The 21,347-nt window shown below is 68.3% G+C and carries 18 protein-coding genes; 10 read left to right on the forward strand and 8 right to left on the reverse strand.

Features of this window, described 5'->3' with window-relative positions; genetic code table 11:
• Positions 1–21 precede the first annotated feature (21 nt).
• The 5 genes from atpD to B2G71_RS07790 all read right to left on the reverse strand — a co-directional run bounded on the left by atpD (position 22) and on the right by B2G71_RS07790 (position 6,334).
• A complete protein-coding gene (gene atpD / locus B2G71_RS07770) occupies positions 22–1,479 on the reverse strand; it encodes a F0F1 ATP synthase subunit beta (RefSeq protein WP_098105172.1) in 1,458 nt (485 codons plus the stop codon).
• 24 nt (positions 1,480–1,503) lie between these two features.
• Positions 1,504–2,376: a F0F1 ATP synthase subunit gamma gene (locus B2G71_RS07775; protein WP_098105173.1), complete on the reverse strand. Its 873-nt coding sequence runs from the start codon at positions 2,374–2,376 to the stop codon at positions 1,504–1,506.
• 101 nt (positions 2,377–2,477) lie between these two features.
• Positions 2,478–4,007 carry a F0F1 ATP synthase subunit alpha gene (gene atpA / locus B2G71_RS07780; RefSeq protein WP_098105174.1) on the reverse strand — a complete coding sequence of 510 codons (1,530 nt, stop codon included), beginning with the start codon at positions 4,005–4,007 and terminating at the stop codon, positions 2,478–2,480.
• A 32-nt stretch (positions 4,008–4,039) separates the two neighbouring features.
• Complete coding sequence (locus B2G71_RS07785; protein WP_098105175.1) at positions 4,040–4,594, reverse strand: F0F1 ATP synthase subunit delta; 555 nt, start codon at positions 4,592–4,594, stop codon at positions 4,040–4,042.
• Positions 4,595–4,801: 207 nt separating this feature from the next.
• On the reverse strand, positions 4,802–6,334 hold the full coding sequence (locus tag B2G71_RS07790) for a serine protease (protein ID WP_141521520.1): 1,533 nt from the start codon (positions 6,332–6,334) through the stop codon (positions 4,802–4,804).
• A 193-nt stretch (positions 6,335–6,527) separates the two neighbouring features.
• Between B2G71_RS07790 and ada the strand changes: the two genes are divergently transcribed.
• Complete coding sequence (ada, locus tag B2G71_RS07795) at positions 6,528–7,586, forward strand: bifunctional DNA-binding transcriptional regulator/O6-methylguanine-DNA methyltransferase Ada (RefSeq protein ID WP_098105177.1); 1,059 nt, start codon at positions 6,528–6,530, stop codon at positions 7,584–7,586.
• Entirely contained in the window at positions 7,583–7,792 is a 210-nt protein-coding gene (locus B2G71_RS07800) for a hypothetical protein (protein WP_141521521.1), read from the forward strand. Before ada ends, B2G71_RS07800 begins: the two co-directional genes overlap by 4 nt.
• Before the next feature lie 6 nt (positions 7,793–7,798).
• Here B2G71_RS07800 and B2G71_RS07805 read toward each other — a convergent pair whose 3' ends face one another.
• The gene (locus B2G71_RS07805) at positions 7,799–9,259 is read right to left on the reverse strand and encodes a hypothetical protein (RefSeq protein ID WP_098105179.1); all 1,461 of its coding nucleotides are present in this window, start codon (positions 9,257–9,259) and stop codon (positions 7,799–7,801) included.
• A gap of 49 nt (positions 9,260–9,308) precedes the next feature.
• Positions 9,309–11,474, reverse strand: coding sequence for a primosomal protein N' (locus B2G71_RS07810; protein ID WP_098105180.1), 2,166 nt, complete (start codon positions 11,472–11,474; stop codon positions 9,309–9,311).
• A gap of 50 nt (positions 11,475–11,524) precedes the next feature.
• Between B2G71_RS07810 and B2G71_RS07815 the strand changes: the two genes are divergently transcribed.
• The 5 genes from B2G71_RS07815 (at position 11,525) to B2G71_RS07835 (ending at position 16,503) form a co-directional block, all read left to right on the forward strand.
• Positions 11,525–12,235 (forward strand): DUF4197 domain-containing protein, encoded by a 711-nt coding sequence (locus tag B2G71_RS07815; RefSeq protein WP_240530048.1) that lies wholly within the window; start codon positions 11,525–11,527, stop codon positions 12,233–12,235.
• A gap of 106 nt (positions 12,236–12,341) precedes the next feature.
• Positions 12,342–12,992, forward strand: coding sequence for a fructose-6-phosphate aldolase (gene fsa, locus B2G71_RS07820; RefSeq protein ID WP_098105182.1), 651 nt, complete (start codon positions 12,342–12,344; stop codon positions 12,990–12,992).
• A gap of 124 nt (positions 12,993–13,116) precedes the next feature.
• Entirely contained in the window at positions 13,117–14,931 is a 1,815-nt protein-coding gene (gene cobT / locus B2G71_RS07825; protein ID WP_098105183.1) for a cobaltochelatase subunit CobT, read from the forward strand.
• A gap of 2 nt (positions 14,932–14,933) precedes the next feature.
• The gene (locus B2G71_RS07830; protein ID WP_098105184.1) at positions 14,934–15,590 is read left to right on the forward strand and encodes a nitroreductase; all 657 of its coding nucleotides are present in this window, start codon (positions 14,934–14,936) and stop codon (positions 15,588–15,590) included.
• Positions 15,591–15,594: 4 nt separating this feature from the next.
• Positions 15,595–16,503: an EamA family transporter gene (locus B2G71_RS07835; RefSeq protein WP_098105185.1), complete on the forward strand. Its 909-nt coding sequence runs from the start codon at positions 15,595–15,597 to the stop codon at positions 16,501–16,503.
• Between the two features lie 33 nt (positions 16,504–16,536).
• Here B2G71_RS07835 and B2G71_RS07840 read toward each other — a convergent pair whose 3' ends face one another.
• Complete coding sequence (locus B2G71_RS07840; RefSeq protein WP_141521522.1) at positions 16,537–18,132, reverse strand: hypothetical protein; 1,596 nt, start codon at positions 18,130–18,132, stop codon at positions 16,537–16,539.
• Positions 18,133–18,313: 181 nt separating this feature from the next.
• On the opposite strand from B2G71_RS07840, the gene cysS reads away from it, so the two are divergent.
• The 3 genes from cysS to B2G71_RS07855 are packed head-to-tail and all read left to right on the forward strand — an operon-like array spanning position 18,314 to position 21,271.
• On the forward strand, positions 18,314–19,798 hold the full coding sequence (gene cysS / locus B2G71_RS07845) for a cysteine--tRNA ligase (protein ID WP_098105187.1): 1,485 nt from the start codon (positions 18,314–18,316) through the stop codon (positions 19,796–19,798).
• A 43-nt stretch (positions 19,799–19,841) separates the two neighbouring features.
• Positions 19,842–20,327, forward strand: a complete 486-nt coding sequence (locus B2G71_RS07850) for a DUF3828 domain-containing protein (protein WP_168176301.1) — start codon at positions 19,842–19,844, stop codon at positions 20,325–20,327.
• On the forward strand, positions 20,324–21,271 hold the full coding sequence (locus tag B2G71_RS07855; protein ID WP_240530049.1) for a D-2-hydroxyacid dehydrogenase: 948 nt from the start codon (positions 20,324–20,326) through the stop codon (positions 21,269–21,271). Before B2G71_RS07850 ends, B2G71_RS07855 begins: the two co-directional genes overlap by 4 nt.
• The last annotated feature ends 76 nt before the right edge of the window (positions 21,272–21,347 follow it).

Below are 21,347 nucleotides of genomic sequence, written 5' to 3' on the forward strand. Positions count from 1 at the left end.
TGGTTCCCTTCGTCGCGCCGATCAGGCGTCTTCGGCCAGCTTCTTGGCCTTCTCGACCGCCTCGTCGATGCCGCCGACCATGTAGAAGGCGTTTTCGGGCAGATGGTCGTACTCGCCGTCGACCACCGCCTTGAACGACTTCACCGTGTCCTCGAGCTGGACGAACTTGCCCGGGATGTTGGTGAAGACCTCGGCGACGTGGAACGGCTGCGAGAGGAACTTCTGGATCTTGCGCGCGCGGGCGACGGTGAGCTTATCCTCTTCGGAAAGCTCGTCCATGCCGAGAATGGCGATGATGTCCTGCAGCGACTTGTACTTCTGCAGTGTCTCCTGGACCTTGCGCGCGGTCTCGTAGTGCTCGGCCCCCACGACGCGCGGTTCGAGCACGCGCGAGGTGGAGTCGAGCGGATCGACCGCCGGATAGATGCCCAGCTCCGAAATCGCGCGGTTCAGCGTGGTCGTCGCGTCCAAGTGGGCGAACGAGGTCGCCGGAGCAGGGTCGGTCAAGTCGTCCGCGGGAACGTAGATCGCCTGAACCGAGGTGATCGAGCCCTTCGTGGTCGAGGTGATGCGCTCCTGCAGACGGCCCATGTCGGTCGACAGCGTCGGCTGATAGCCCACCGCCGAAGGAATACGGCCGAGCAGGGCCGACACCTCTGCGCCTGCCTGGGTGAAGCGGAAGATGTTGTCGACGAAGAAGAGCACGTCCTGGCCTTCCTGGTCGCGGAAGTATTCGGCCATGGTCAGGCCCGAGAGCGCGACGCGGGCACGCGCGCCCGGGGGCTCGTTCATCTGGCCGAAGACGAGCGCCACCTTGGACCCTTCGGACGTGGCGTTGCCCTCGGCGTCCTTGGCGATGACGCCGGCGTCGAGGAACTCGTGGTAGAGGTCGTTGCCCTCGCGGGTGCGCTCACCCACGCCCGCGAAGACCGAGACGCCGCCGTGGCCCTTGGCGATGTTGTTGATCAGTTCCTGGATCAGCACGGTCTTGCCGACGCCGGCGCCGCCGAACAGGCCGATCTTGCCGCCCTTGGCGTAGGGCGCGAGCAGGTCGATGACCTTGATGCCGGTGACGAGGATCGCGGCCTCGGTCGACTGGTCGATGAATTCGGGAGCCTCGGCGTGGATCGGCGCGGTCATTTCCGCGCCGACGGGGCCGCGCTCGTCGATCGGCGCGCCGACCACGTTCATGATCCGGCCGAGCGTCTTGGGGCCGACCGGAACCGAGATCTGCGAGCCGGTGCTGGTCACGTTCTGGCCGCGGGTGAGGCCGTCGGTGCCGTCCATGGCGATGCAGCGCACGGTGTTCTCGCCGAGGTGCTGCGCGACTTCGAGAACCAGCGTCTGACCGTTGTTCTCGGTCTCGAGCGCGGTGAGGATCGCGGGCAGCTCGCCTTCGAAGGTCACGTCGACGACGGCGCCGATGACCTGGCTGATGGTGCCTGCGGTGGTCTGGTTAAGCACGGGTGCGGTGGCCATGTTCGTTTCCTTGCCTTCAGTGCCTTAAAGCGCTTCCGCGCCAGCAATAATTTCGACGAGTTCGGTGGTGATCGCCGCCTGGCGGCTGCGGTTGTACTGGATGGTCAGCTTCTGGATCAGTTCGCCGGCGTTGCGCGTGGCGTTGTCCATGGCCGTCATCGACGCGCCCTGTTCGGACGCCTCGCGTTCGAGCAGGGCGCCGAACAGCCGGGTACGCACGTAGCGCGGCAGCAGTTCTGCGAGGATCGCTTCCTCGTCGGGTTCGTATTCGACCACGGCGCCGTTGTCGGCCCCGGCGGTCTCGGGCGTGGGGACCGGGATGAGCTGGACGCTCGTCGGGTCCTGCGCCAGCGCCGACTTGAACACCGGATAGACGAGGTGGGCGACGTCGAACTTGCCGTCCTCGAAAAGCTGGATCAGCTCGGCGGCGATCTGCTCGGCCTCGGCGAAGCCGGGCGTGCGCACGGTCGAGGTATCGAACTGGTGTGCGATGTTCTTCGCGTAGTCGCGCCTGATCGGCGCGCGGCCCTTCTTGCCGACGAGGTAGAACGAGACGTCCTTGCCCTGTCCGAGAAGCTGCGCGGCCTGGGCCTTCGCCGCCTTGACGAGATTGGCGTTGAGACCGCCGCACAGGCCCTTGTCGGTGTTGACGAGCACGAGCAGGTGGCGCTGGTCGGAACCCGTGCCGGCGAGCAGCTTGGGTGCGCCGTCTCCGCTAACCTTGGTGGCGAGCGAGCCCATCACCTTGGCCAGACGCTCGGCATAGGGACGCGCCGCCTCGGCGGCGCTCTGCGCCTTGCGCAGTTTGGCCGCGGCGACCATCTGCTTGGCCTTGGTGATCTTCTGGGTCGACTTGACCGAGTTGATCCGACCTTTGAGTTCCTTGAGCGAAGCCACTCTCGTCTCTCTTCCTCGTCACCCCAGCGAAAACCGGAGTCTGTTTCTGCCAGGTTCGACCTGGCGGGGAGCGATCCCAGCTTTCGCTGGGATGACGCGAATTACGCGAACTGCTTGGCGAAAGCGTCGAGCGCGGCGACCGTCTTGCTCTTCTGCTCGTCCTCGAATTTCTGGGTGTCGCGGATGAGCTTGAGCAGGTCGGCGTGCTCGGAGCGCAGGAAGCTGAGCATCTCGCTCTCGTAGCGGGTCACGTCGCCGACCGGGATCGCGTCGAGGTAGCCGTTGGTGCCGGCGAAGATTGACACGGTCTGCTCCTCGAACGGAAGCGGCGAGAACTGCGGCTGCTTGAGCAGCTCGGTCAGGCGCGCGCCGCGGTTGAGCAGCTTCTGGGTCGAGGCGTCGAGGTCCGAGCCGAACTGCGCGAAGGCGGCCATCTCGCGGTACTGCGCCAGCTCCAGCTTGATCGAACCGGCGACCTTCTTCATCGCCTTGGTCTGGGCCGAACCGCCGACGCGGCTGACCGAGAGGCCGACGTTGATCGCCGGGCGGATGCCCTGGAAGAACAGGCCGGTCTCGAGGAAGATCTGGCCGTCGGTGATCGAGATGACGTTGGTCGGGATGTAGGCCGAAACGTCGCCCGCCTGGGTCTCGATGATCGGAAGCGCGGTCAGCGAGCCGGCGCCGTTCTCGTCATTGAGCTTCGCCGCGCGCTCGAGCAGGCGGCTGTGGAGGTAGAAGACGTCGCCCGGATAGGCTTCGCGGCCCGGCGGGCGGCGCAGCAGCAGCGACATCTGGCGATAGGCGACGGCCTGCTTGGAAAGGTCGTCGTAGACGATCACGGCGTGCATGCCGTTGTCGCGGAAGAATTCTCCCATCGCGGCGCCGGTGTAGGGCGCGAGGTACTGCAGCGGTGCGGGCTCCGAGGCGGTCGCGGCGACGACGATCGAGTATTCCATCGCGCCGTTCTCTTCGAGCTGGCGCACGATCTGGGCGACGGTCGAGCGCTTCTGGCCCACCGCGACGTAGATGCAGTAGAGCTTCTTGCTCTCGTCGTCGCCGGCGTTGGCTTCCTTCTGGTTGATGAAGGTGTCGATCGCGACGGCGGTCTTGCCGGTCTGGCGGTCACCGATGATCAGCTCGCGCTGGCCGCGGCCGACGGGCACGAGCGCGTCGATCGCCTTGAGGCCGGTCTGCACGGGTTCGTGCACCGACTTGCGCGGGATGATGCCGGGCGCCTTGCTTTCGACGCGGGCGCGCTTTTCGGCGACGATCGGGCCCTTGCCGTCGATCGGGTTGCCGAGCGCGTCGACGACGCGGCCGAGCAGGCCCTTGCCGACCGGCACGTCGACGATGGTGCCCGAACGCTTGACGGAGTCGCCTTCCTTGATGTTCTCGTCCGAGCCGAAGATGACGACGCCGACGTTGTCGGCTTCGAGGTTCAGCGCCATGCCCTGGATGCCGCCGTTGAACTCGACCATCTCGCCGGCCTGAACCTTGTCGAGGCCGTGGATGCGGGCGATGCCGTCGCCGACCGAGAGCACGGTGCCGACTTCCGAGACCTGCGCCTCGGTGCCGAAGCTGGCGATCTGGTCCTTGATGACCTTGGAGATTTCTGCGGCGCGAATGTCCATGGGTTTGCCTTTCGTCGAAATCTGTAAGGGCCTTAGCCCTTCATCGCCTGTGCGAGCGAGTTGAGACGGGTGCGGATCGAGCCGTCGATGCGCTTCGATCCGATGGTAACGACAAGTCCGCCGAGAAGGTCGGGATCGACGCTCGGGCGAAGTTTGACGTTGCGGCCCTCGCGGGCCTCGAGCTTCTGCCGCAGCGCTTCGAGCTGGCTGTCGCTCAGCGCGTGGGCGGAGGTCACCTCGGCGGTCGCCTCGCCGCGTTGGGCGGCGGCGATCGCGTGGAAGGCGCGGATGATCTCGGGCAGCGCCGAAAGACGGCGGTTGGCCGCGAGCACGCCGAGGAAATTCTTGGTGAGGTCCGAAAGGCCGAGGACCGGTGCGAGCGCTTCCATTGCCTTGCCGGCGGCGCCGCGGCTGATCTGGGGATTGCGGATCAGCGATGAGAACTCGTCGCTTTCGCGAATGGCCTGCTCGACCGTGTCGAGATCGGCCTCGACAGCGGTGACGACGCCGTCTTCGCTTGCGAGATCGAAGAGCGCCGATGCGTAGCGCCCCTGCAAGCTGGCCTTGATGCCGCTGGAATTCTCCACGCGCGTCCTATCCTTACCTCGGGTGGGCTGGAGCACATGAAAGGACCGCGCAGAAGCGCGGACCGGCCCGCAGACGGGGCGCGCATAGCGACGATCGTGACGGGATGCAAGGCAGGGGCGGGAGGAATCGGACAGCGGCGCAAAGCGGCGTCGCGACCGGGGGCGCCGGATTGCCGCCGCCAGCCCCGTGCCGCCGCGCCCATCGCCTCACTTCGCCTTCGAACAGCTATAGACGAGCCGCTCGTTGGGCTGGCTCGGAAGCATGGCGCGCAAGGCGTCCTGCTCACCGCCCAGCGCACGCGCCTCGGCCTCGCCGCTGCCGCAGGCGGGGGCCTGATAGTCGCCGCGCTTCTCGCGCAGCGCCTCCATCCGGTCGAGATCGAGCAGGAAGCGGTCGGTGCGGTAGGTCGCGCTTTGCGGGTCGTAGGACGCGACGGTCACGGTCTGGTCGACGCTGGGCACGAGCACGCGCGACCATCCGTCCGCGCCCAGCCCGTATTGCGTACGGCCGTTGACGCAGCCCTGTTCGGTCCACGAGAAGGGCACGTCGGTGGCCGGCGACACGGTGATGCGGCTGCGCGCGTCATCGAGCACGCAGACGAGATCGCCGGTGAGCGGCGTGTTCGATCCCGCCTTTTCGGCCGCCTTGTCCTCGCGCGCGGCGACGGCGTCCTTGGCGCGCTCGGTCGCTTCGGAGAGACTGGGGCGCGAGAGCCACAGCACGACCGCGAAGATCGCGATCACGATGCCGAGACCGGCCGCGATCTTCACCTCGCGTCCACGATTCTCCTTCTGCGCGAAGACGAAGGCCGCCGCGCCGCACACGACCGCGAGGATCAGCCCGAGGCCCGAGAGCGCCATCGTGTTCTCGCGCTCGGTGAGGATATCCATCTGCGCCTCGCGCTCGGCGGTGCGCACGGCTTCGTTGTGCTGCTCCTGTGCGATCCGGTCGCGTTCGCGCTGGGCGGCGTCGCGGCTCGCCTGCTCGCGGTCGAGATCGGCGATCGAGCGGCACGCGGCTCCAGTCACCATGGGCTTGACCTCCGCCGTGGTGAGGAAACGCATGACCTCGCGGATCGAGACCGCGAAGTAGAACTCGGAATCGGCCTCGCTGGCGATGGTGCCGAAGCTGTTGACGCCGATCACCCGGCCGCAGCCGTCGAGCAGCGGACCGCCGCTGTTGCCCTGCCCGATCGGCGCGGTGTGGAGCAGCGTCTCGAAAGTCTTGACGCTGCGGCCCGCCGAGACGTTGCCCTGCGTCTTGACCGGGCTCATCGGCGAGATGATTTCCCACGGGTCCAGCCCCTGCGCGAAGTCGACGCTGCCGGGATAGCCCACCGCGAAAACCTGCGCGCCGTCGGCGATCGCGCCGGTGAACAGCGACATTGGCGGCAGCGTGCCTTCCTCGAGTTCGAGCAGCGCCAGGTCGTTGCGCGGCGAGACCGCGAGGACGCGCACGAACATGCCGCGCTGTCCCTGCGGCGGGACCACGCCGATGCGGATGCGCTCGTTGCGGCGGGCGGGCTCGACGACGTGGGCGTTGGTCACCACCAGCTTGGGCGTGACCGCGAAGCCGCTTCCGTAGCCGACGAGATTGGCTTCCTCCTCGCCGTCGTCCTCGATCAGGACCACACGCACCACGCTGCGCGCCGCCGCGTTGATGTCCGACTGGTCGGCATGCGCGATTTGAGGGAGCAAAACGGCGCACAGTGCCGCGAGGAACGCCAGAAATCGCTGCAAGTCGCCAGTCTCCGTCCAAGCATTTCCAAGGCGCTTCCGCTTTGATCGCAAGCCGCGGGAAGCGCGCCGTGCTGCGCTGCGCCTAGGTGGGCTACCTAGCGTGATGGAGTTTGCGATGACATATCGAATCTTGCCTCGGGTGACATGCCGTGCGGACGGTCCGCATGGAGCGCCTGCGAACGGCGGGGACGAGATGGAAATCCGCGACGATGCCGAGCCCGTGCTGCCCGATGCGGACACCGCATGGCGCGCCGTGCTCGCGCGCGACCGCAGCTTCGACGGGCGATTCGTTACCGGCGTGCACTCGACCGGGATCTATTGTCGCCCTTCGTGCGCCGCGCGTCACCCGCGCCGCGAGAATGTGCGATTCTACACCTCCGCCGAGGAGGCGCGCGCAGCCGGGTTGCGGCCCTGCCTGCGCTGCAAGCCCGACGACGTCGCGCGCGACGAGACGGCGATCGCCCGCGCGATCGCGATTCTGCGCAAAGCCGAAGATGCCGTCCCGCTTGCCGAACTGGCCCGCGAAACGGGCTATAGCGCCAGCCACTTCCAGCGTGTGTTCAAGCGCGCGGTCGGGCTGTCGCCGGCCCAATTCGCGCGCGCGATGCGGATCGAGCGCGCGGGCAACGTCTTGAGCGACGGTGCCAGTGTCACCGAGGCGGTCTATGCCGCCGGATACGGGGCCCCCTCACGGTTCTACGAGGCGGGCAGGGAGCGGTTGGGTATGTCGCCGAGTGCATGGCGCAATGGTGGTCTCGGGGTGACGATCCGCTGGGCGGTGGTGCCGACCTCGCTCGGCGCGATGCTCGTCGCCGCGACCGACAGGGGCGTGTGCCGGCTCGCCTTCGACGAGGGCCCCGAGGCGCTTGCGATTCGCTTTCCCCGGGCCTCGCTCGAAGAGGGCGGACCGGACTTCGCCGGCCTGCTCGGCGAGGTCGTCCGCGCGGTCGAGCAGCCGGGCGATTCGCGCGCGATTCCGCTCGACGTGCAGGGCACCGCCTTCCAGGAAGCGGTCTGGCGCGAGCTGCGGCGCATTCCGCCCGGCGAAACGCGCAGCTACGCCGAGATCGCCGCCGCCGTCGGCAAGCCGGGCGCGGTGCGCGCAGCCGGTTCGGCCAACGGCGCCAACAATGTCGCCGTGCTGATTCCATGCCATCGGGTGATTCGCTCGGACGGATCGCTCGGCGGCTATGCCTACGGGCTGGAGATCAAGCAGGAGCTGCTGCGGCGCGAAGCCGGAGACCGGTCATGAAATCGCTCGTGGGTCGCTGGCGGGAACGCCGCTGCGACTGTCTCGGAGCGCTGGCGATCGGCCTGCTGCTCGTCCTCGCGCACGCCATCCCGGGCGGCGCCAACCCGCACAACAGTCTGGATCTGCTCGAGAAGCTGGCGAAGTCGCTCGCGCACATCCCGGCGGAAACGCACGATCGGCCCCATCGCGTTCCGCTGGTCTATTGAACCGTCCTACTCGTTCGCGGCGCCCCGCGTGCGTTCCTTCAGCGCGCGGATCTTGCGGAATCGCGCCAGCGCGGCCTTGGCGCGGCCCCCGCCTTCGGGCTCGGCGGCGAGCCTGACCAGCACCGCCTCTGCCTCGTCGACCCGGCCGATCGTCGCGAGCGCGAGCGCATAGGTCAGGCGCACCTTGGGTATCTCGGTCGCCATGCGATAGATGTGCTCGATGTCGGCGAAGGCTATCCGCGTTTCGGCCTTGCCCGCCTTGGCGCGGGCCTGGAACCAGGCGAGCTGGACCAGCGGATCGTCGGGAGCGAGCCGCGCGGCCTTGCTCAGCCAGGCGTTGACCTCGGCTTCCGGTGCATCGCGGCGCCGGGCGAGCTCGCCCTTCATCACCAGCGCACGCGGCATGTCCGGGGCGAGCGTGAGGACGCGGTCGGCCTGCGGTTCGGCCCGGTCGCTCATCGCCTGGGAGAGCGCGACCGCGAGCTGATAGGCGACCTGCGCGTCGTCCGGGTAGTCGGCGGCGAGCCGGGTGAGATCGGCGAGGACGGAGTCGCGGTCGACTCCGGTCGCCCAGCGAAGCCTGAGCCCGACCAGCCGCGAGGCGGCGGGGCCGAGCGTCTCGACTTCGGCGGGCGCGGGGGCGGGGAGGCGCTCGCTCGAAATCCGGTCGGCGAAGGCGGTGCGGGCATGGTCGCTCATGCGCCGCTGGAGATCGGCGATATTGCCCAGCTCGAGCAGCGCGACCTGCTCGCTCGCGCCTCGCGCCAGCGCATCCAGATAGCCCTCGAGCCTGCGTTCGAGGTACGGGTCGGAGCGGAACAGGTGCACCAGCAGCCAGGCATTGGCGTAGAACCAGCGCTCGCGCCCCTCGGGCAGCGCGTTGTCGTCGTTCTCGAGCAGCCTGAGCAGCGGCACCGGCTCCTTGATCGCGGTGCCGAGGCGATAGAGCGCCGGCCTGCCGACGACCCAGCGGCCGTCGTCGAGGAAGGTGACCGTGCTCAGATAGTCGGCCACGCCCTCGCGGTACCAGCTCGGCCAGGGGGCGGGGACGTGGCGATACATGAAGTGGTGCGCGTATTCGTGGAACAGGGTCTCGCGCCAGCCGAGCGCGCCTTCCTTTTCGGGCGGTTCGCGGTGCGCGACGATGAAGCTGCCTTCGAGCCGGGGCGCGTAGTATCCGGCCACGCCCTTGCGGCCGAGCATCTTCGCCACGTCCCCGGGCCGTTCAAGCAGGTAGATGGTCAGGGGCGCGCCTTGGGGGCCGGGGGGAATCGAGAACTCGCTGTGCAGCACGGCGTCGTAACGCCGCAGGTTGGCGATGTCCTCGCGCAGTTCGGCGGGCTCCCCCTGCGAGTAGACGACGAAGCCCGGCGCCGTCGCGCGCCGCCACGTCTCCGCGTGGGCGGGCAGGGCGACCCCGGCGAGAAACAGGATCGCGGCGAACAGGCGGGCGAGGCGCGCTGGCATGGCGCGCTCGCCTAGACCCGCGCGCGGCCTCGTCGCAAGGGCGTTGCGATCAGACGAAGCTGTAGGGATCGACGTCGAGGTTGATCCGCACGCCGCGCGGAAACTCGAGCGGTTCGAGCCATTCGCGCAGGTATTTCTGCAATTCCGCCGAGCGGCGCGCGTTGATCAGCAGGCGATAGCGGTGCCGGCCGCGCAGCAGCGCCATCGGCGCCGGAGCGGGGCCCAGCACCATGATGTCGGGCGCTTTCGGGCTCGTCGCGCCGATCGCGCGCGCGGCGTCGCGCGCCTCGGCCTGGTCCTCGCTCGAGACGATGATCGCGGCCCAGCGCCCGAAGGGCGGCGCGCCCGCGTCGCGGCGGGCCTCGGTCTCAGCGGCGTAGAACGCGTCGCGGTCTCCGTCGGCGAGCGCGGCGATCACCGCGGCCTCGGGGTGGCGCGTCTGCAGCACGACTTCGCCGGGCTTCTCGCCGCGCCCGGCGCGCCCGGCGACCTGGGCGATCTGCTGGTAGGTCCGTTCGGCGGCGCGCAAGTCTCCGCCTTCGAGGCCGAGATCGGCGTCGACCACGCCGACGAAGGTCAGCTCGGGAAAGTGATAGCCCTTGGTGACGAGCTGCGTGCCCACGATCACGTCGATCGCGCCTTCCTCCGCAGCCGCCACGAAGGCGCCGATCGCGTCGGCCGAATTGAGCGTGTCCGACGTGACCACGGCCACCCGCGCCTCGGGCAGGATTTCGGCGACCTCGTCGGCGATGCGCTCGACACCGGGCCCGCAGGCAACGAGGCAGTCGGCGGTGCCGCACTCGGGGCAGGTCTCGGGCGCGGGCACTTCGTGGCCGCAGTGATGGCAGGCGAGCCGCCGGCTGAAGCGGTGTTCGACCAGCCAGGCGGTGCAGTTGGGGCACTGGAAGCGATAGCCGCAGTTGCGGCACAGCGTCAGCGGCGCATAGCCGCGCCTGTTGAGGAACAGCAGCGATTGCTCGCCGCGTTCCAGCCGCTCGCGCATCGCCTCGACCAGCGGCGGCGCGAGCCACCTGCCGCGCTCGGGCGGGTCCTTGCGCAAGTCGAGCACCGTGATCTCGGGCAGCGTGGCGCCGCCGAAGCGGTCGGGCAGCTCGACGCGCTCGTAGATCCCCGCTTCGGCGAGCTGCATCGATTCGAGCGCGGGCGTCGCGCTGGCGAGGATCACCGGCGCGCTTTCGAAGCGGGCGCGGATCACCGCGACGTCGCGCGCGTTGTAGCGCACGCCGTCGTCCTGCTTGAACGAGACCTCGTGCGCCTCGTCGACCACGATCAGCCCGAGGTTCGCATAAGGCAGGAACAGCGCCGAGCGCGCGCCGACCACGACTTGCGCCTCGCCATGGACGATCGCGCGCCAGGCGCGGCGGCGCTCGCTCGACTTGACCGAGGAGTGCCACAGGATCGGCGGCACGCCGAAGCGCTGCTCGAAGCGGCGCAGGAAGTTCTCGGTCAGCGCGATCTCGGGCAGGAGCACGAGCACCTGGCGGCCCCGGCGGAGCGCCTCGGCGACCGCCTCGAAGTAGCTCTCGGTCTTGCCCGAGCCGGTCACCCCGTCGAGCAGGAACGGCGTGAAGCGGTGCTCGGCGACGGCGGCGACGAAGCGGTCGGCGGCGGCGCGCTGGTCGGCGCTCAGATCGGGCACGGCGAAATCGGGCCGGGCGGGCGGATAGGGGCGGTCGAGATCGACCGTCACGCCTTCAAGCAGACCCGCTCCAACCATGCCCCGCAGCACGCCTTCGGACACGCCGGCCAGGTCGGCCAGTTCGCGGATCGATCCCTGTTCGCCCTGCAGCGCGTCCATCGCCGCCGCGCGCTGGGGCGTGAGCCGCGCGGGCTCGGCGCCGGTAAGGCGGTATTCGGTGGTGGTGCCGCCGCCGCGCAGCGCCGCCGTGCTGCCCAGCGCCATGCGCGCGACGGCGGCGAGCGGGGCGCAGTAATAGTCGGCGGTCCACTCTATCAGCCGGCGCAGCGTGGCGGGCAGCGGCGGTACCGGCATGACGTCGAGCAGCGGACGCAATTTCGATTCGGGCACTTCCTTGGCGCCGAGGCGTTCGCTCTCCCAGACGATACCGAGAATCTGGCGCGGACCGAGCGGAGCGACTACCACCGAGCCGTATTCCACCGTCATGCCGTCGGGCACGCGGTAGTCGAGCGCGCCGAGCGCGGCATTGAAGACGAGAAGACGGACGCGTCGCATGGATGCGTGCGATATAGGCAGCCGGAACGCATTCCGGAAAGGAGCAGGCGATGTTGAACCGGGGATGCATGTCACGAAATGGTCTGCCGATGCGCCGCAGGGCGCTGCTGGGCGGCGCCGCGCTCGTCGCGGGAATCGCGCTCCTGCCGGGCTGCGCGACCCCGTCGAGCGGGTCGCGAGTCGATTTCGCGGCGGCGGTGCAGCGCCTGCTCGAACGATCCACGCGCAACGCCTTCGACAGTCTCACCGCGCCGGACGGCTTCTGGACCAGCGCGGTCGCGCGGGTCGACATGCCGACGCTGTTCGGCAAGAGCGACAGCCTGTTCAAGGGCATCCTCGCCGCGCCGGCCTTCCGCGAGAAGTTGCAGCGCCGGCTCAATCGCTTCGCCGAGGATGCCGCGCGCAAGGCCGCGCCGGTGGTCGCCGAGGCGGTGCGGTCGCTCTCGGTCCCCGATGCCTACGGCGTACTGCGCAGCGGCGAGCCGACCGCGGCCACGACCGTGCTGCGCGCGGCGATGGGGCCGAGCCTCGTCAACGCGATGATCCCCGAACTCGACCGGGTGATGCGCGCGGCGAACGATCCGGTGCTGACCCAGGCGCTGTCGGTGCTGGCGGGTGTCAACATCGGCGATGCCGCCCAGGCGCTCGCGCTCGAGACGGACAATGCGATCTGGTACGAAGTGGGAGCACAAGAGGCCCGCATCCGCGAAAACCCGGCGGCGACGGGTGATGCGCTGCTGATCGCGGCGCTTTCGGCGTAAGCGAAGCGAGCCAGCGGCGTGCTGCGCGATTTTCGCCGCACCGCCTAGCCCCTCGGGCATGGCTTGCCTATAGGGGCCCGCGAGAATCGAACACCGAGGGCATGCCATGAAGTTCTTCGTCGACACCGCCGACACCCACGAAATCGCCGAACTCGCCGAGACCGGCCTGCTCGACGGCGTCACCACCAATCCCTCGCTGATCCACAAGTCGGGCCGCGACTTCATGGAAGTGACCAAGGAGATCTGCGGGCTCGTCGAAGGTCCGGTCAGCGCCGAAGTGGTCGCGCTCGATCATGCCGGGATGATGCGCGAGGCCGAAGTGCTGCGCAAGATCGCCGACAACGTGTGCATCAAGGTGCCGCTGACGATCGACGGGCTCAAGACCTGCAAGAAGCTCACCGGCGATGGCACCATGGTCAACGTCACGCTGTGCTTCTCGGCCAACCAGGCGCTGCTCGCGGCCAAGGCGGGCGCGACCTTCGTTTCGCCCTTCGTCGGCCGCCACGACGATAACGGCTTCGACGGGATGGAACTGATCCGCGACATCCGCCTGATCTACGACAACTACGCTTTCGAGACCGAGATCCTCGTCGCCTCGGTTCGCCACGGCATGCACGTGCTTGAAAGCGCGCGCATCGGCGCCGACGTGATGACCGCGCCGCCCGCGGTCATCAAGGGCCTGTTCAAGCACGTTCTCACCGACAAGGGCATCGAGGGATTCCTCGCCGACTGGGCCAAGACCGGACAGTCGATCTGATCGCGACCCGCCTGTTGTTGCCCGCGCGACGCCGCGAGGCGAGCGGCGCGCGGCGCGGGCGACCTGCCATGTTGCGGCGCGGCGGGCTTGGACCGGCCGCCGTGGTGCGCTAGCGGGGAGGGCGATGTCTGACGAATCCCCTTCCGACCGTTTTAAGTCCGTCCTCACCGGCGCCAGCCGCGCGCTCGCGCATGAACCCGAGGTCGAGGTGAACTGGACCGCCGAGGCGCCCAGCGCCTCGGGCAAGCAGTTCCGCGTGCCGATGCCGGGGCGCAGCCTGCCGCGCGGCGCGGCGATGGAGGCGCGCGGCTTCGCAGACAGCTTCGCGCTCAAGATGCGCCACCACAACGAGGCGGTCCACGCGCGTTCGGCGCCGAGCGACCCGATCGCGCGGGCCTGCTACGACGCGGTCGAGCGTGTGCGGTACGAGGCGTTGGGCGCCAACGCCTACTCGGGCATCCGCGCCAATCTCGATGCTTCGACCGACGCGCGGATGAACTCGGACCCGATCGCGCGGGCCGGCTCGGCCGATGAGGTGCCCATTCCGACCGCGCTCTCGCTGCTCCTGCGCGAGCGGCTGACGGGTCAGCCGGTGCCCGCCGCCGCCGAAAAGGGCGTCGCCATGCTGCGCGACTGGATCGAAGGCTCGGCGGGCGGCGACTTCGATGCGCTCGCCGACAAGATCGAGGACCAGAGCGCGTTCCAGTCGCTCTCGCTCGACATGCTCCAGCACCTCGAACTCACGCGGGTCGAGGACCTGCCGCAGCAGCCCGACGACGCCGACGACATGGACGGCGACGAGGAAACGGAGGAAGACGAGGCCGGCGACGAGGAAGGGCAGGACCAGCAGCCCAGCGAAGTCGCCGCCGAGCCGACCGAGGGCGAAGACCAGGGCGAAAGCGAGAGCGAGAGCGATTCGTCGGACGAAATGGACGACGGCGAGGCGGGGGAAGACGGCGAGGAAGGCATGATGCCGGTCCGCCCGAACCGGCCCTGGACCGACTTGCCCGACAGCTTCGACTACAAGGTCTATACCGAGAAGTTCGATGAGGTCGTCGCCGCGCAGGACTTGTGCGACGACGAGGAACTGACCCGCCTGCGCGCCTATCTCGATGCCCAGCTCAAGGGCCTGCAAGGCGTCGTCACCCGCCTCGCCAACCGGCTCCAGCGGCGGCTCATGGCGCAGCAGAACCGCTCGTGGGACTTCGATCAGGAAGAAGGGCTGCTCGATGCCGCGCGGCTTGCCCGCGTCGTCGTCTCGCCGGGGCAATCCCTGTCGTACAAGGTGGAGCGCGACGTCCAGTTCAAGGACACCGTGGTCACGCTGCTGATCGACAACTCGGGCTCGATGCGCGGGCGGCCGATATCGATCGCCGCGATCAGCGCCGACGTGCTCGCGCGCACGCTCGAGCGGTGCGGCGTCAAGGTCGAGATCCTGGGGTTCACCACGCGCGCCTGGAAGGGCGGGCAGAGCCGCGAGGCCTGGCTGGCGGGCGGCAAGCCGCAGCATCCCGGCCGCCTCAACGACTTGCGCCACATCCTCTACAAGAAGGCCGACGAGCCCTGGCGCCGCGCGCGCAAGAACCTCGGGCTGATGATGCGCGAGGGGCTGCTCAAGGAGAACATCGACGGCGAGGCGCTGCTCTGGGCGCACACCCGCCTGCTCGCGCGGCCCGAGGATCGGCGGATCATGATGGTGATCTCCGACGGCGCTCCCGTGGACGATTCGACGCTGAGCGTGAACAGCGCCGGCTATCTCGAGGCGCACTTGCGCCGCGTGATCGACTGGATCGAGCGCCAGTCGCCGGTCCAGCTCGTCGCGATCGGCATCGGTCACGACGTCACCCGCTACTATCGCCGCGCGGTCACGATCATGGATGCCGAGCAGCTCGGCGGGACGATGATCGAGCAGCTCGCCGGACTGTTCGAGGAGGAGTGAGCTTGAACGTCTACGAAGCCGTCGCGACCCGCCGTTCGGTGCGCGCGTTCCTGGACAAGCCCGTCGACATGGCAGTGGTGCGCCGCGTGCTCGAGGCGGCGCGCATGGCGCCTTCGGGCTGCAACTACCAACCCTGGGAAGCGACCGTCCTGACCGGCGCCCCGCTCAAGGCGTTGCAGGACACGCTGCTGGCGAGCGAGCAGGACGATCCGCCGGAATACGATTTCACCGCGCCGGGCAAGGTCGAGAAGTACAAGCAGCGGCTGAGCACACTCGGCGCGCAGATGTACGGCACGATGTCGATCGGGCGCGAGGATACGGAGATGCGCGAGCTGTTCTCGCAGCAGAACCTTACCTCGTTCGGGGCGCCGGTGCTGCTGCTCTCGCACTTTCCCAAGCTCATGAAGGCGCCGCAATGGTCCGATGTCGGCATGTGGCTGCAGACGGTCATGCTGCTGCTGCGCGACGAGGGCCTCGATAGCTGCCCGCAGGAGTGGATGGGGCTCTATGGCCGCACCATCAAGGCGCATCTCGGCATGTCGGAGGATACCATGCTGTTCTGCGGTATCGCGATCGGCTGGCGCGATGCCGATCACCCGGTCAACAGCTTCGAGCGCGAGCGCGTGCCGCTCGATGAACAGGTGACGTTCCTGGGATAGTGCGATGGGCGGCAGCTATCTCTGGGTCGCCTTCACGCTCGTCGCGGCGACGGCGCAGGTCGTGCGCAATGGCGCGCAGGCCGGGCTGACCCGGCGGATCGGCACGCTCGGCGCCACCCAGGTCCGCTTCGTCTACGGCTTTCCCTTCGCGATCCTCTTTCTCGGCACGACGCGCTGGTGGACAGGCGAGGCCCTGCCGCTTCCGGGGCGCGAGGCGCTGGGCTGGGTGGCGCTCGGCGCGATCTCGCAGATCGCTGGGACGGCGCTGATGCTGGTGTCGATGAACGCGCGCGGCTTCGGCGTCGCCTACGCTTATATCAAGACCGAGCCGGTGATCGTCGCCCTGCTGGGCGCGCTGCTGCTAGCCGAGATGCCGACCCCGCTCGCCTGGGCCGCGATCGCGGTGGTGACGGCCGGCGTGATCCTCGCCTCGACGCCACCACGCGAGCTTGGCCGGCTGGTCGGCGATCTGCGACCGGCGGCGACGGGCGTCGCCTCGGGCGCATGCTTCGGCTTGTCGGCGATCGCATTTCGCGGCTCGATCGAGGATCTTTCGCAAGGCGGCTTTCTGATCCGCAGCATGACGATGCTGGCGATCTCGCTGGGATTGCAGACGCTTATCCTCGGCGCGTGGCTCGCGATGCGCGACCGGCCCGCCTTCGCTGCATCGCTGCGCGAATGGCGCGCGAGCATCGGCGCGGGATTTCTCGGTGCGCTGGCGTCGGCGGGCTGGTTCGTTTCGTTCTCGCTGACCAGCGCGGCCAACGTGCGCACGCTCGGCCTCGTCGAGATGCCACTGGCCGCGCTGCTGTCGCGCCGCCTTTCGGGCAAGTCGCTCGCGGGCCACGAATGGGCCGGTTTCGCGCTGGTGACGGGCGGCGTCGCACTGCTCCTCACCGCGCACGCGGACTGACCGCGCGCGGCAGGCCAGACGGGCGCCGGGCGGCTAATCCTTCCGCTCTTCGTCCACGCCGTCCTCGCCATTGTCGTCACCCTCCTCGGTGTCGCTGGTCGAGGCAAATTGCGCCATATTGAAGCTGCCGCCCTTGAGCCGCCCGTCCTCGATCGCCGCGAGCATCGCGCGCGCGGTGCGGCTCAGGCGACCGCCATGCGGCGCGAAGGCGACCGGCCTCAGTTGATACGACGCCAGCTTGAGCTCGCCGTCGCGCAAGTAGAGCTGGGCAAGCTCGAAATGCAGCCCCCTGTCGAAGGGGGCGAGTTGCGAGGCCCGGGCCAGGCCGTCCTTGGCGACCTGCGGCGGCGCCTTGCCCGCGCCCAGAAAGCTGCGGTAATAGTAGATCAGCGGCAGCGGATGATCGTTCTCGATCCGGTTGAGATCGAGAAAGGGCTGGCGCGCCGCCCTGTAGGCGGCGTCCCGATCGTCGGCCTCGGCTGCCTGGCGGAACAGCGCATAACCCTTCTGCACATAGGCGTTCACGCGCGAGGGATCGAGCGCGATGGCCTTGTCGGCGGCGGTGATCGCGGCGGCATCGTAGCCCGCGTCGTATTCGGCCTCGGCCAGAGCCGCGAGGACGGCGGGATCGTCGGGATAGCTCTGCGCGACGGATCGGGCGTCGGCGAGCACTTCGAGCGCGGTCTTCTCGTCGACGCCGGCCTCGGACCGGATCTGGACCGGCATCATTGCCGCCTCGCCGGGACGGAGTTCGCGCACGGCGATCGGCCCCGGGCTGAGCCTCTCGGGCGCAAGATAGGCGGCCCGCATCTTCAGGCGCTTCTTGTACGAGGAAAGGTCACGATTGAGCTCGTCGAGATCGCCGAACGCCTCCCTGGCGGCCTCGAGAGCGGGCTTCCCCGCCGCGATGCGCGAGGTGTAGGTCGAAAGCTGCCCGCTCCTCGCTTCGCCGAACATCAGGTAGTGATAGAGCAGCCACGACTTGCCGTAGAATTCGTCGTAGGCCCGGTTCTTGCCGCGTCCCTGGTCGTAGAGACTGGAATCGAGCAGTTCCTCGATCGGCACGCTTTCGGCGAAGAACAGCTCGTTCTTGCGGCGCCCCGAGGGACGGCCGACCCATACCCCGCCGTCGCGCTCGAACAGCGCCGCCGAAAAGAACTCGGCCGCGCCTTCGCTCATCCATCGCGGCCAGGGAAAGGCGGTGGTCGAAAGCGTGAAGTGGTGCGCGTATTCGTGCAGCAGGTACCACAGGGAGGGGGATATGTCGCCGCCGCGGCGAAGGTTCTCGTTGTCCGCCGCGACCGCGATCGAGCCACCCGCCCGGGGCCGGTAGAAACCTCGCACGATGGACGACTTCGTTCCGTAGATGGCCTGGACCTCGCGCTCGTCCGACAGGACGTAGACCGTGACGCGGTTCGACGGGCTGGGCTTGGGCAGAGGCGTGGTGGTGAAGAATTCCAGCGCCGAATGGTATCGCTCAAGCCGGTCGGCGAAGCGGGTTATCGCCGCCTCGGACTGATCAGCGTAGATGACGAAATGGTCGCTCGAGGCCTCGCGCCATGCGGCCTGCGCGGAACCGGCGGAAAATGCCATAATCGCGATGGCGATGCCGCCGACCAATCTCTTCAAGGCGAACACGTTCGCGACACCCCCGCTAGCCGTTCGATTCTCCTTTAGTTAGCGTGGGGGACTTCGCGATGGCAAAGCTTTACTTGGATATGGGGGTCTCGCCCATGTCCGGCTGGTCGTGTGTCGCATCCGGTGGCGGGTGCGGCTTGACCTGAGAGGCGGGCATCCTAAGGCAAGCGCCATGACCACCGAAGCCTCCAAGCTCACGCTGTTCAACTCGCTGACGCGCGCGGCCGAGCCCTTCGAGCCGATCCATCCGGGCGAGGCGCGCGTCTATACGTGCGGGCCGACGGTCTACAACTATCCGCACATCGGCAACATGCGCGCCTACGTCTTCGCCGACGTGCTCGGCCGGGTGCTGAGCTTCAAGGGCTACACACTCACCCACGTCATCAACATCACCGACGTCGGCCATCTCACCGACGACGCCGACGCGGGCGAGGACAAGATGGAGAAGATGGCCGCCGAAAAGGCGCAGTCGATCTGGGATATCGCCCGCCACTATACCGAGGCCTACTGGGCCGATATCGCCGCGCTCAACATTCGCCAGCCGGCCAAGTGGTCGATCGCGACCGATTATGTGCCGCAGATGATCGCATTCGCCGAAAAGATCGCGCCGGCGCACTGCTACGAACTGGAGTCCGGCCTCTATTTCGACGTCGCCAGCGTCGCCGACTACGGCAGGCTGGCGCGCGCGGTGACCGAGGAGGGCGAAGGGCGCATCGAGGCGGTCGAGGGCAAGCGCAATGCCGCCGACTTCGCGATCTGGCGCAAGACACCGCCCGGCGAGAAGCGCCAGATGGAGTGGGATTCGCCCTGGGGCCGCGGCGCGCCGGGCTGGCACCTCGAATGCTCGGTGATGTCGGGCGACCTGCTCGGCTTTCCGTTCGACATCCACACCGGCGGCATCGACCACCGCGAAATCCATCACCCCAACGAGATCGCGCAGAACCAGGCCTTCTGCTGCACCAATGGTTTGGACCAGCCCGCCAATTCGGGCGCGCGGGTGTGGATGCACAACAACTTCCTCGTCCTGCGTCCGAAGGCCGGCGAGAATGCCAAGATGAGCAAGTCCTCGGGCGAGTTCCTGCGGGTCCAGCTCCTGATCGACAAGGGCTACCACCCGCTCGCCTACCGGCTGATGTGCCTTCAGGCGCATTACCGCAGCGAGCTGGAGTTCTCGTGGGAAGGGCTCGGCGCGGCGCTGACGCGGCTGAAGCGGATGCTCATGGCGGCCGAGCGGCTTGCCGATGTCAAGGCGGATTTGGCAGCAGACCTCGCCGCGCATCCCAAGCTCGGCCCGCTGCTCGCGAAGTTCGACGCGGCGGTGTGCGACGATCTCAACACGCCGGTCGCCCTGACCGCGCTTGAAGAGGCGCTGGCGGTCAAGAAAGTGGACCAGGGCGCCAAGCGCGCGCTCGTCGCGGCGATGGACGCGGTGCTGGGGTTAGACCTGCTGGAAAAACGCCGTCCCGATCTGAGGCTCCGGCCGAAGTCTGCCTCGATCAGCGAAAGCGAGATCGAGGAGGCACTCGAACGGCGCAGGCAGGCCCGCGCCGCGAAGGACTTCGCCGCCTCCGACGCCTTGCGCGACGAGCTTGTCGCGCGCGGGGTCGAAGTGATGGACGGCGATCCGCTGGGTTGGGAGTGGAAACCCGGTGAGTGATCGCGCATTGTGTCGATCGATCCCGGCGATGAGGTTGACACGCATGAAAGGTCTCTTGCCCCTAGGCCTGCTCCTGGCGACCACGCCCGCGTTCGCGGCGGACCGCGAAATCGAACAGGCCGTCGATGCCGTTTACGCGCCGTACTTCGCCGATATCGACGATCTCGAAGCGACGCCGCCGGCCTGGGAGCAGCCCGTCTATTCGCGGGGCCTCACCGACCTGATCGCGCGGTGGCGCGAGACCGTGCCGGTCGACGAAGTCGATGCCTTGAGCGACAGCGACTGGCTGTGCCAGTGCCAGGACTGGGACGCGAGCACCTTCAGCACCGAAGTCGTCGATTCGCGGATCAAGGCGGACACTGCGACCGCCAGGGTGCTGATCACAATATTCCCCGGCGCGCAGCGCACGGCGAGGTTCGCCTTCGTACGAGAGGACGGGGTCTGGAAGGTCGATGACCTGGTCACGCCCGAGATGCCCGAGGGCCTGCGCCGCGCGGTCACGGCGGCCATTGACGGAGATGCGAATTGACCGATCGCGTGCGTGTTGCCTTGAACGAAATGGTCCGCCCGGTGCTGGCGGAGCGTCTGCCCGACTGGGTCGAACCCTGCTGGTTCGGTACGCGCGAGGATCTGATGGCGGTCGCTCCCGAAGTCGAAATCGGCTGGTTCGACACTTTCGATTTCTCGCATTCGCTCGACGCCTATCGGGCCGCGGAACGGGCAAGGTGGCTGAATACGATGGCCGCCGGGGTCGACCAGTTTCCGCTCGATCTCCTGCGCGAGCGCGGTGTGGTGCTGACCAACGGCGCCGGGCTCCACGCGATAACCGTCGCCGAATACACGCTCATGGGCATGCTCTCGATCGCCAAGGGCTACCGCGAGGTGGTCCGCGCGCAGGACCGGCACGAATGGCTGACGCAGCCGCCGGGAAGGATGGAGCTTTGCGGCTCGACCGCGCTGATCGTCGGCGCGGGAAACATCGGTGGCCGGATCGCCGACCTGCTTCGCGCTTTCGGGAGCGAGGTGGTGGAAGTGCGCCGCAAGCCCTGTGCCGATGCGATCGGGATGGACGCCTGGCGCTCGCGGCTCGGCGAATTCGACTGGGTCGTGATCGCGGTTCCCTCGACGGGTGAGACCGAGCGGCTGATGGGCGCGGAAGAGTTCGCGGCGATGAAGCCGGGCTCGGTGGTCGTCAACGTCGCGCGCGGCGCGGTGCTCGATCAGGACGCGTTGCTCGAGGCGCTCGACAACGGTCCCGTGGCCGGGGCCTTCCTCGACGTGACCGATCCCGAGCCGTTGCCCGCCGACCACCCCTTGTGGTCGCATCCCGGGGTGCACATCACGATGCACTTGTCGGGCCGCGCACAGCAATCGCTCTTCCAGCGCGGCGCGCAGCGCTTTCTCGCCAATCTCGAGCGCTGGCGCCTGGGTCAGCCGCTGATGTCGCAAGTCGATCTCGAGGCGGGGTACTGATCGTAGTATCAGGCGCCGCCGATTTGCGGTGACTTGCCCAAACCCATTTGTTAACCCGGCGCACTGGGGAAAGTGG

Source organism: Novosphingobium sp. PC22D (assembly GCF_002556635.1).
Lineage (GTDB): Bacteria > Pseudomonadota > Alphaproteobacteria > Sphingomonadales > Sphingomonadaceae > Novosphingobium.

Coding starts and splice junctions, on each gene's coding strand:
- cysS (WP_098105187.1), top strand. CDS start 18,314: ATGACCACCGAAGCCTCCAAGCTCACGCTGTTCAACTCGCTGACGCGC.
- fsa (WP_098105182.1), top strand. CDS start 12,342: ATGAAGTTCTTCGTCGACACCGCCGACACCCACGAAATCGCCGAACTC.
- B2G71_RS07815 (WP_240530048.1), top strand. CDS start 11,525: ATGTTGAACCGGGGATGCATGTCACGAAATGGTCTGCCGATGCGCCGC.
- ada (WP_098105177.1), top strand. CDS start 6,528: ATGGAAATCCGCGACGATGCCGAGCCCGTGCTGCCCGATGCGGACACC.
- B2G71_RS07835 (WP_098105185.1), top strand. CDS start 15,595: ATGGGCGGCAGCTATCTCTGGGTCGCCTTCACGCTCGTCGCGGCGACG.
- cobT (WP_098105183.1), top strand. CDS start 13,117: ATGTCTGACGAATCCCCTTCCGACCGTTTTAAGTCCGTCCTCACCGGC.
- B2G71_RS07800 (WP_141521521.1), top strand. CDS start 7,583: ATGAAATCGCTCGTGGGTCGCTGGCGGGAACGCCGCTGCGACTGTCTC.
- atpD (WP_098105172.1), bottom strand. CDS start 1,479: ATGGCCACCGCACCCGTGCTTAACCAGACCACCGCAGGCACCATCAGC.
- B2G71_RS07805 (WP_098105179.1), bottom strand. CDS start 9,259: ATGCCAGCGCGCCTCGCCCGCCTGTTCGCCGCGATCCTGTTTCTCGCC.
- atpA (WP_098105174.1), bottom strand. CDS start 4,007: ATGGACATTCGCGCCGCAGAAATCTCCAAGGTCATCAAGGACCAGATC.
- B2G71_RS07810 (WP_098105180.1), bottom strand. CDS start 11,474: ATGCGACGCGTCCGTCTTCTCGTCTTCAATGCCGCGCTCGGCGCGCTC.
- B2G71_RS07850 (WP_168176301.1), top strand. CDS start 19,842: ATGAAAGGTCTCTTGCCCCTAGGCCTGCTCCTGGCGACCACGCCCGCG.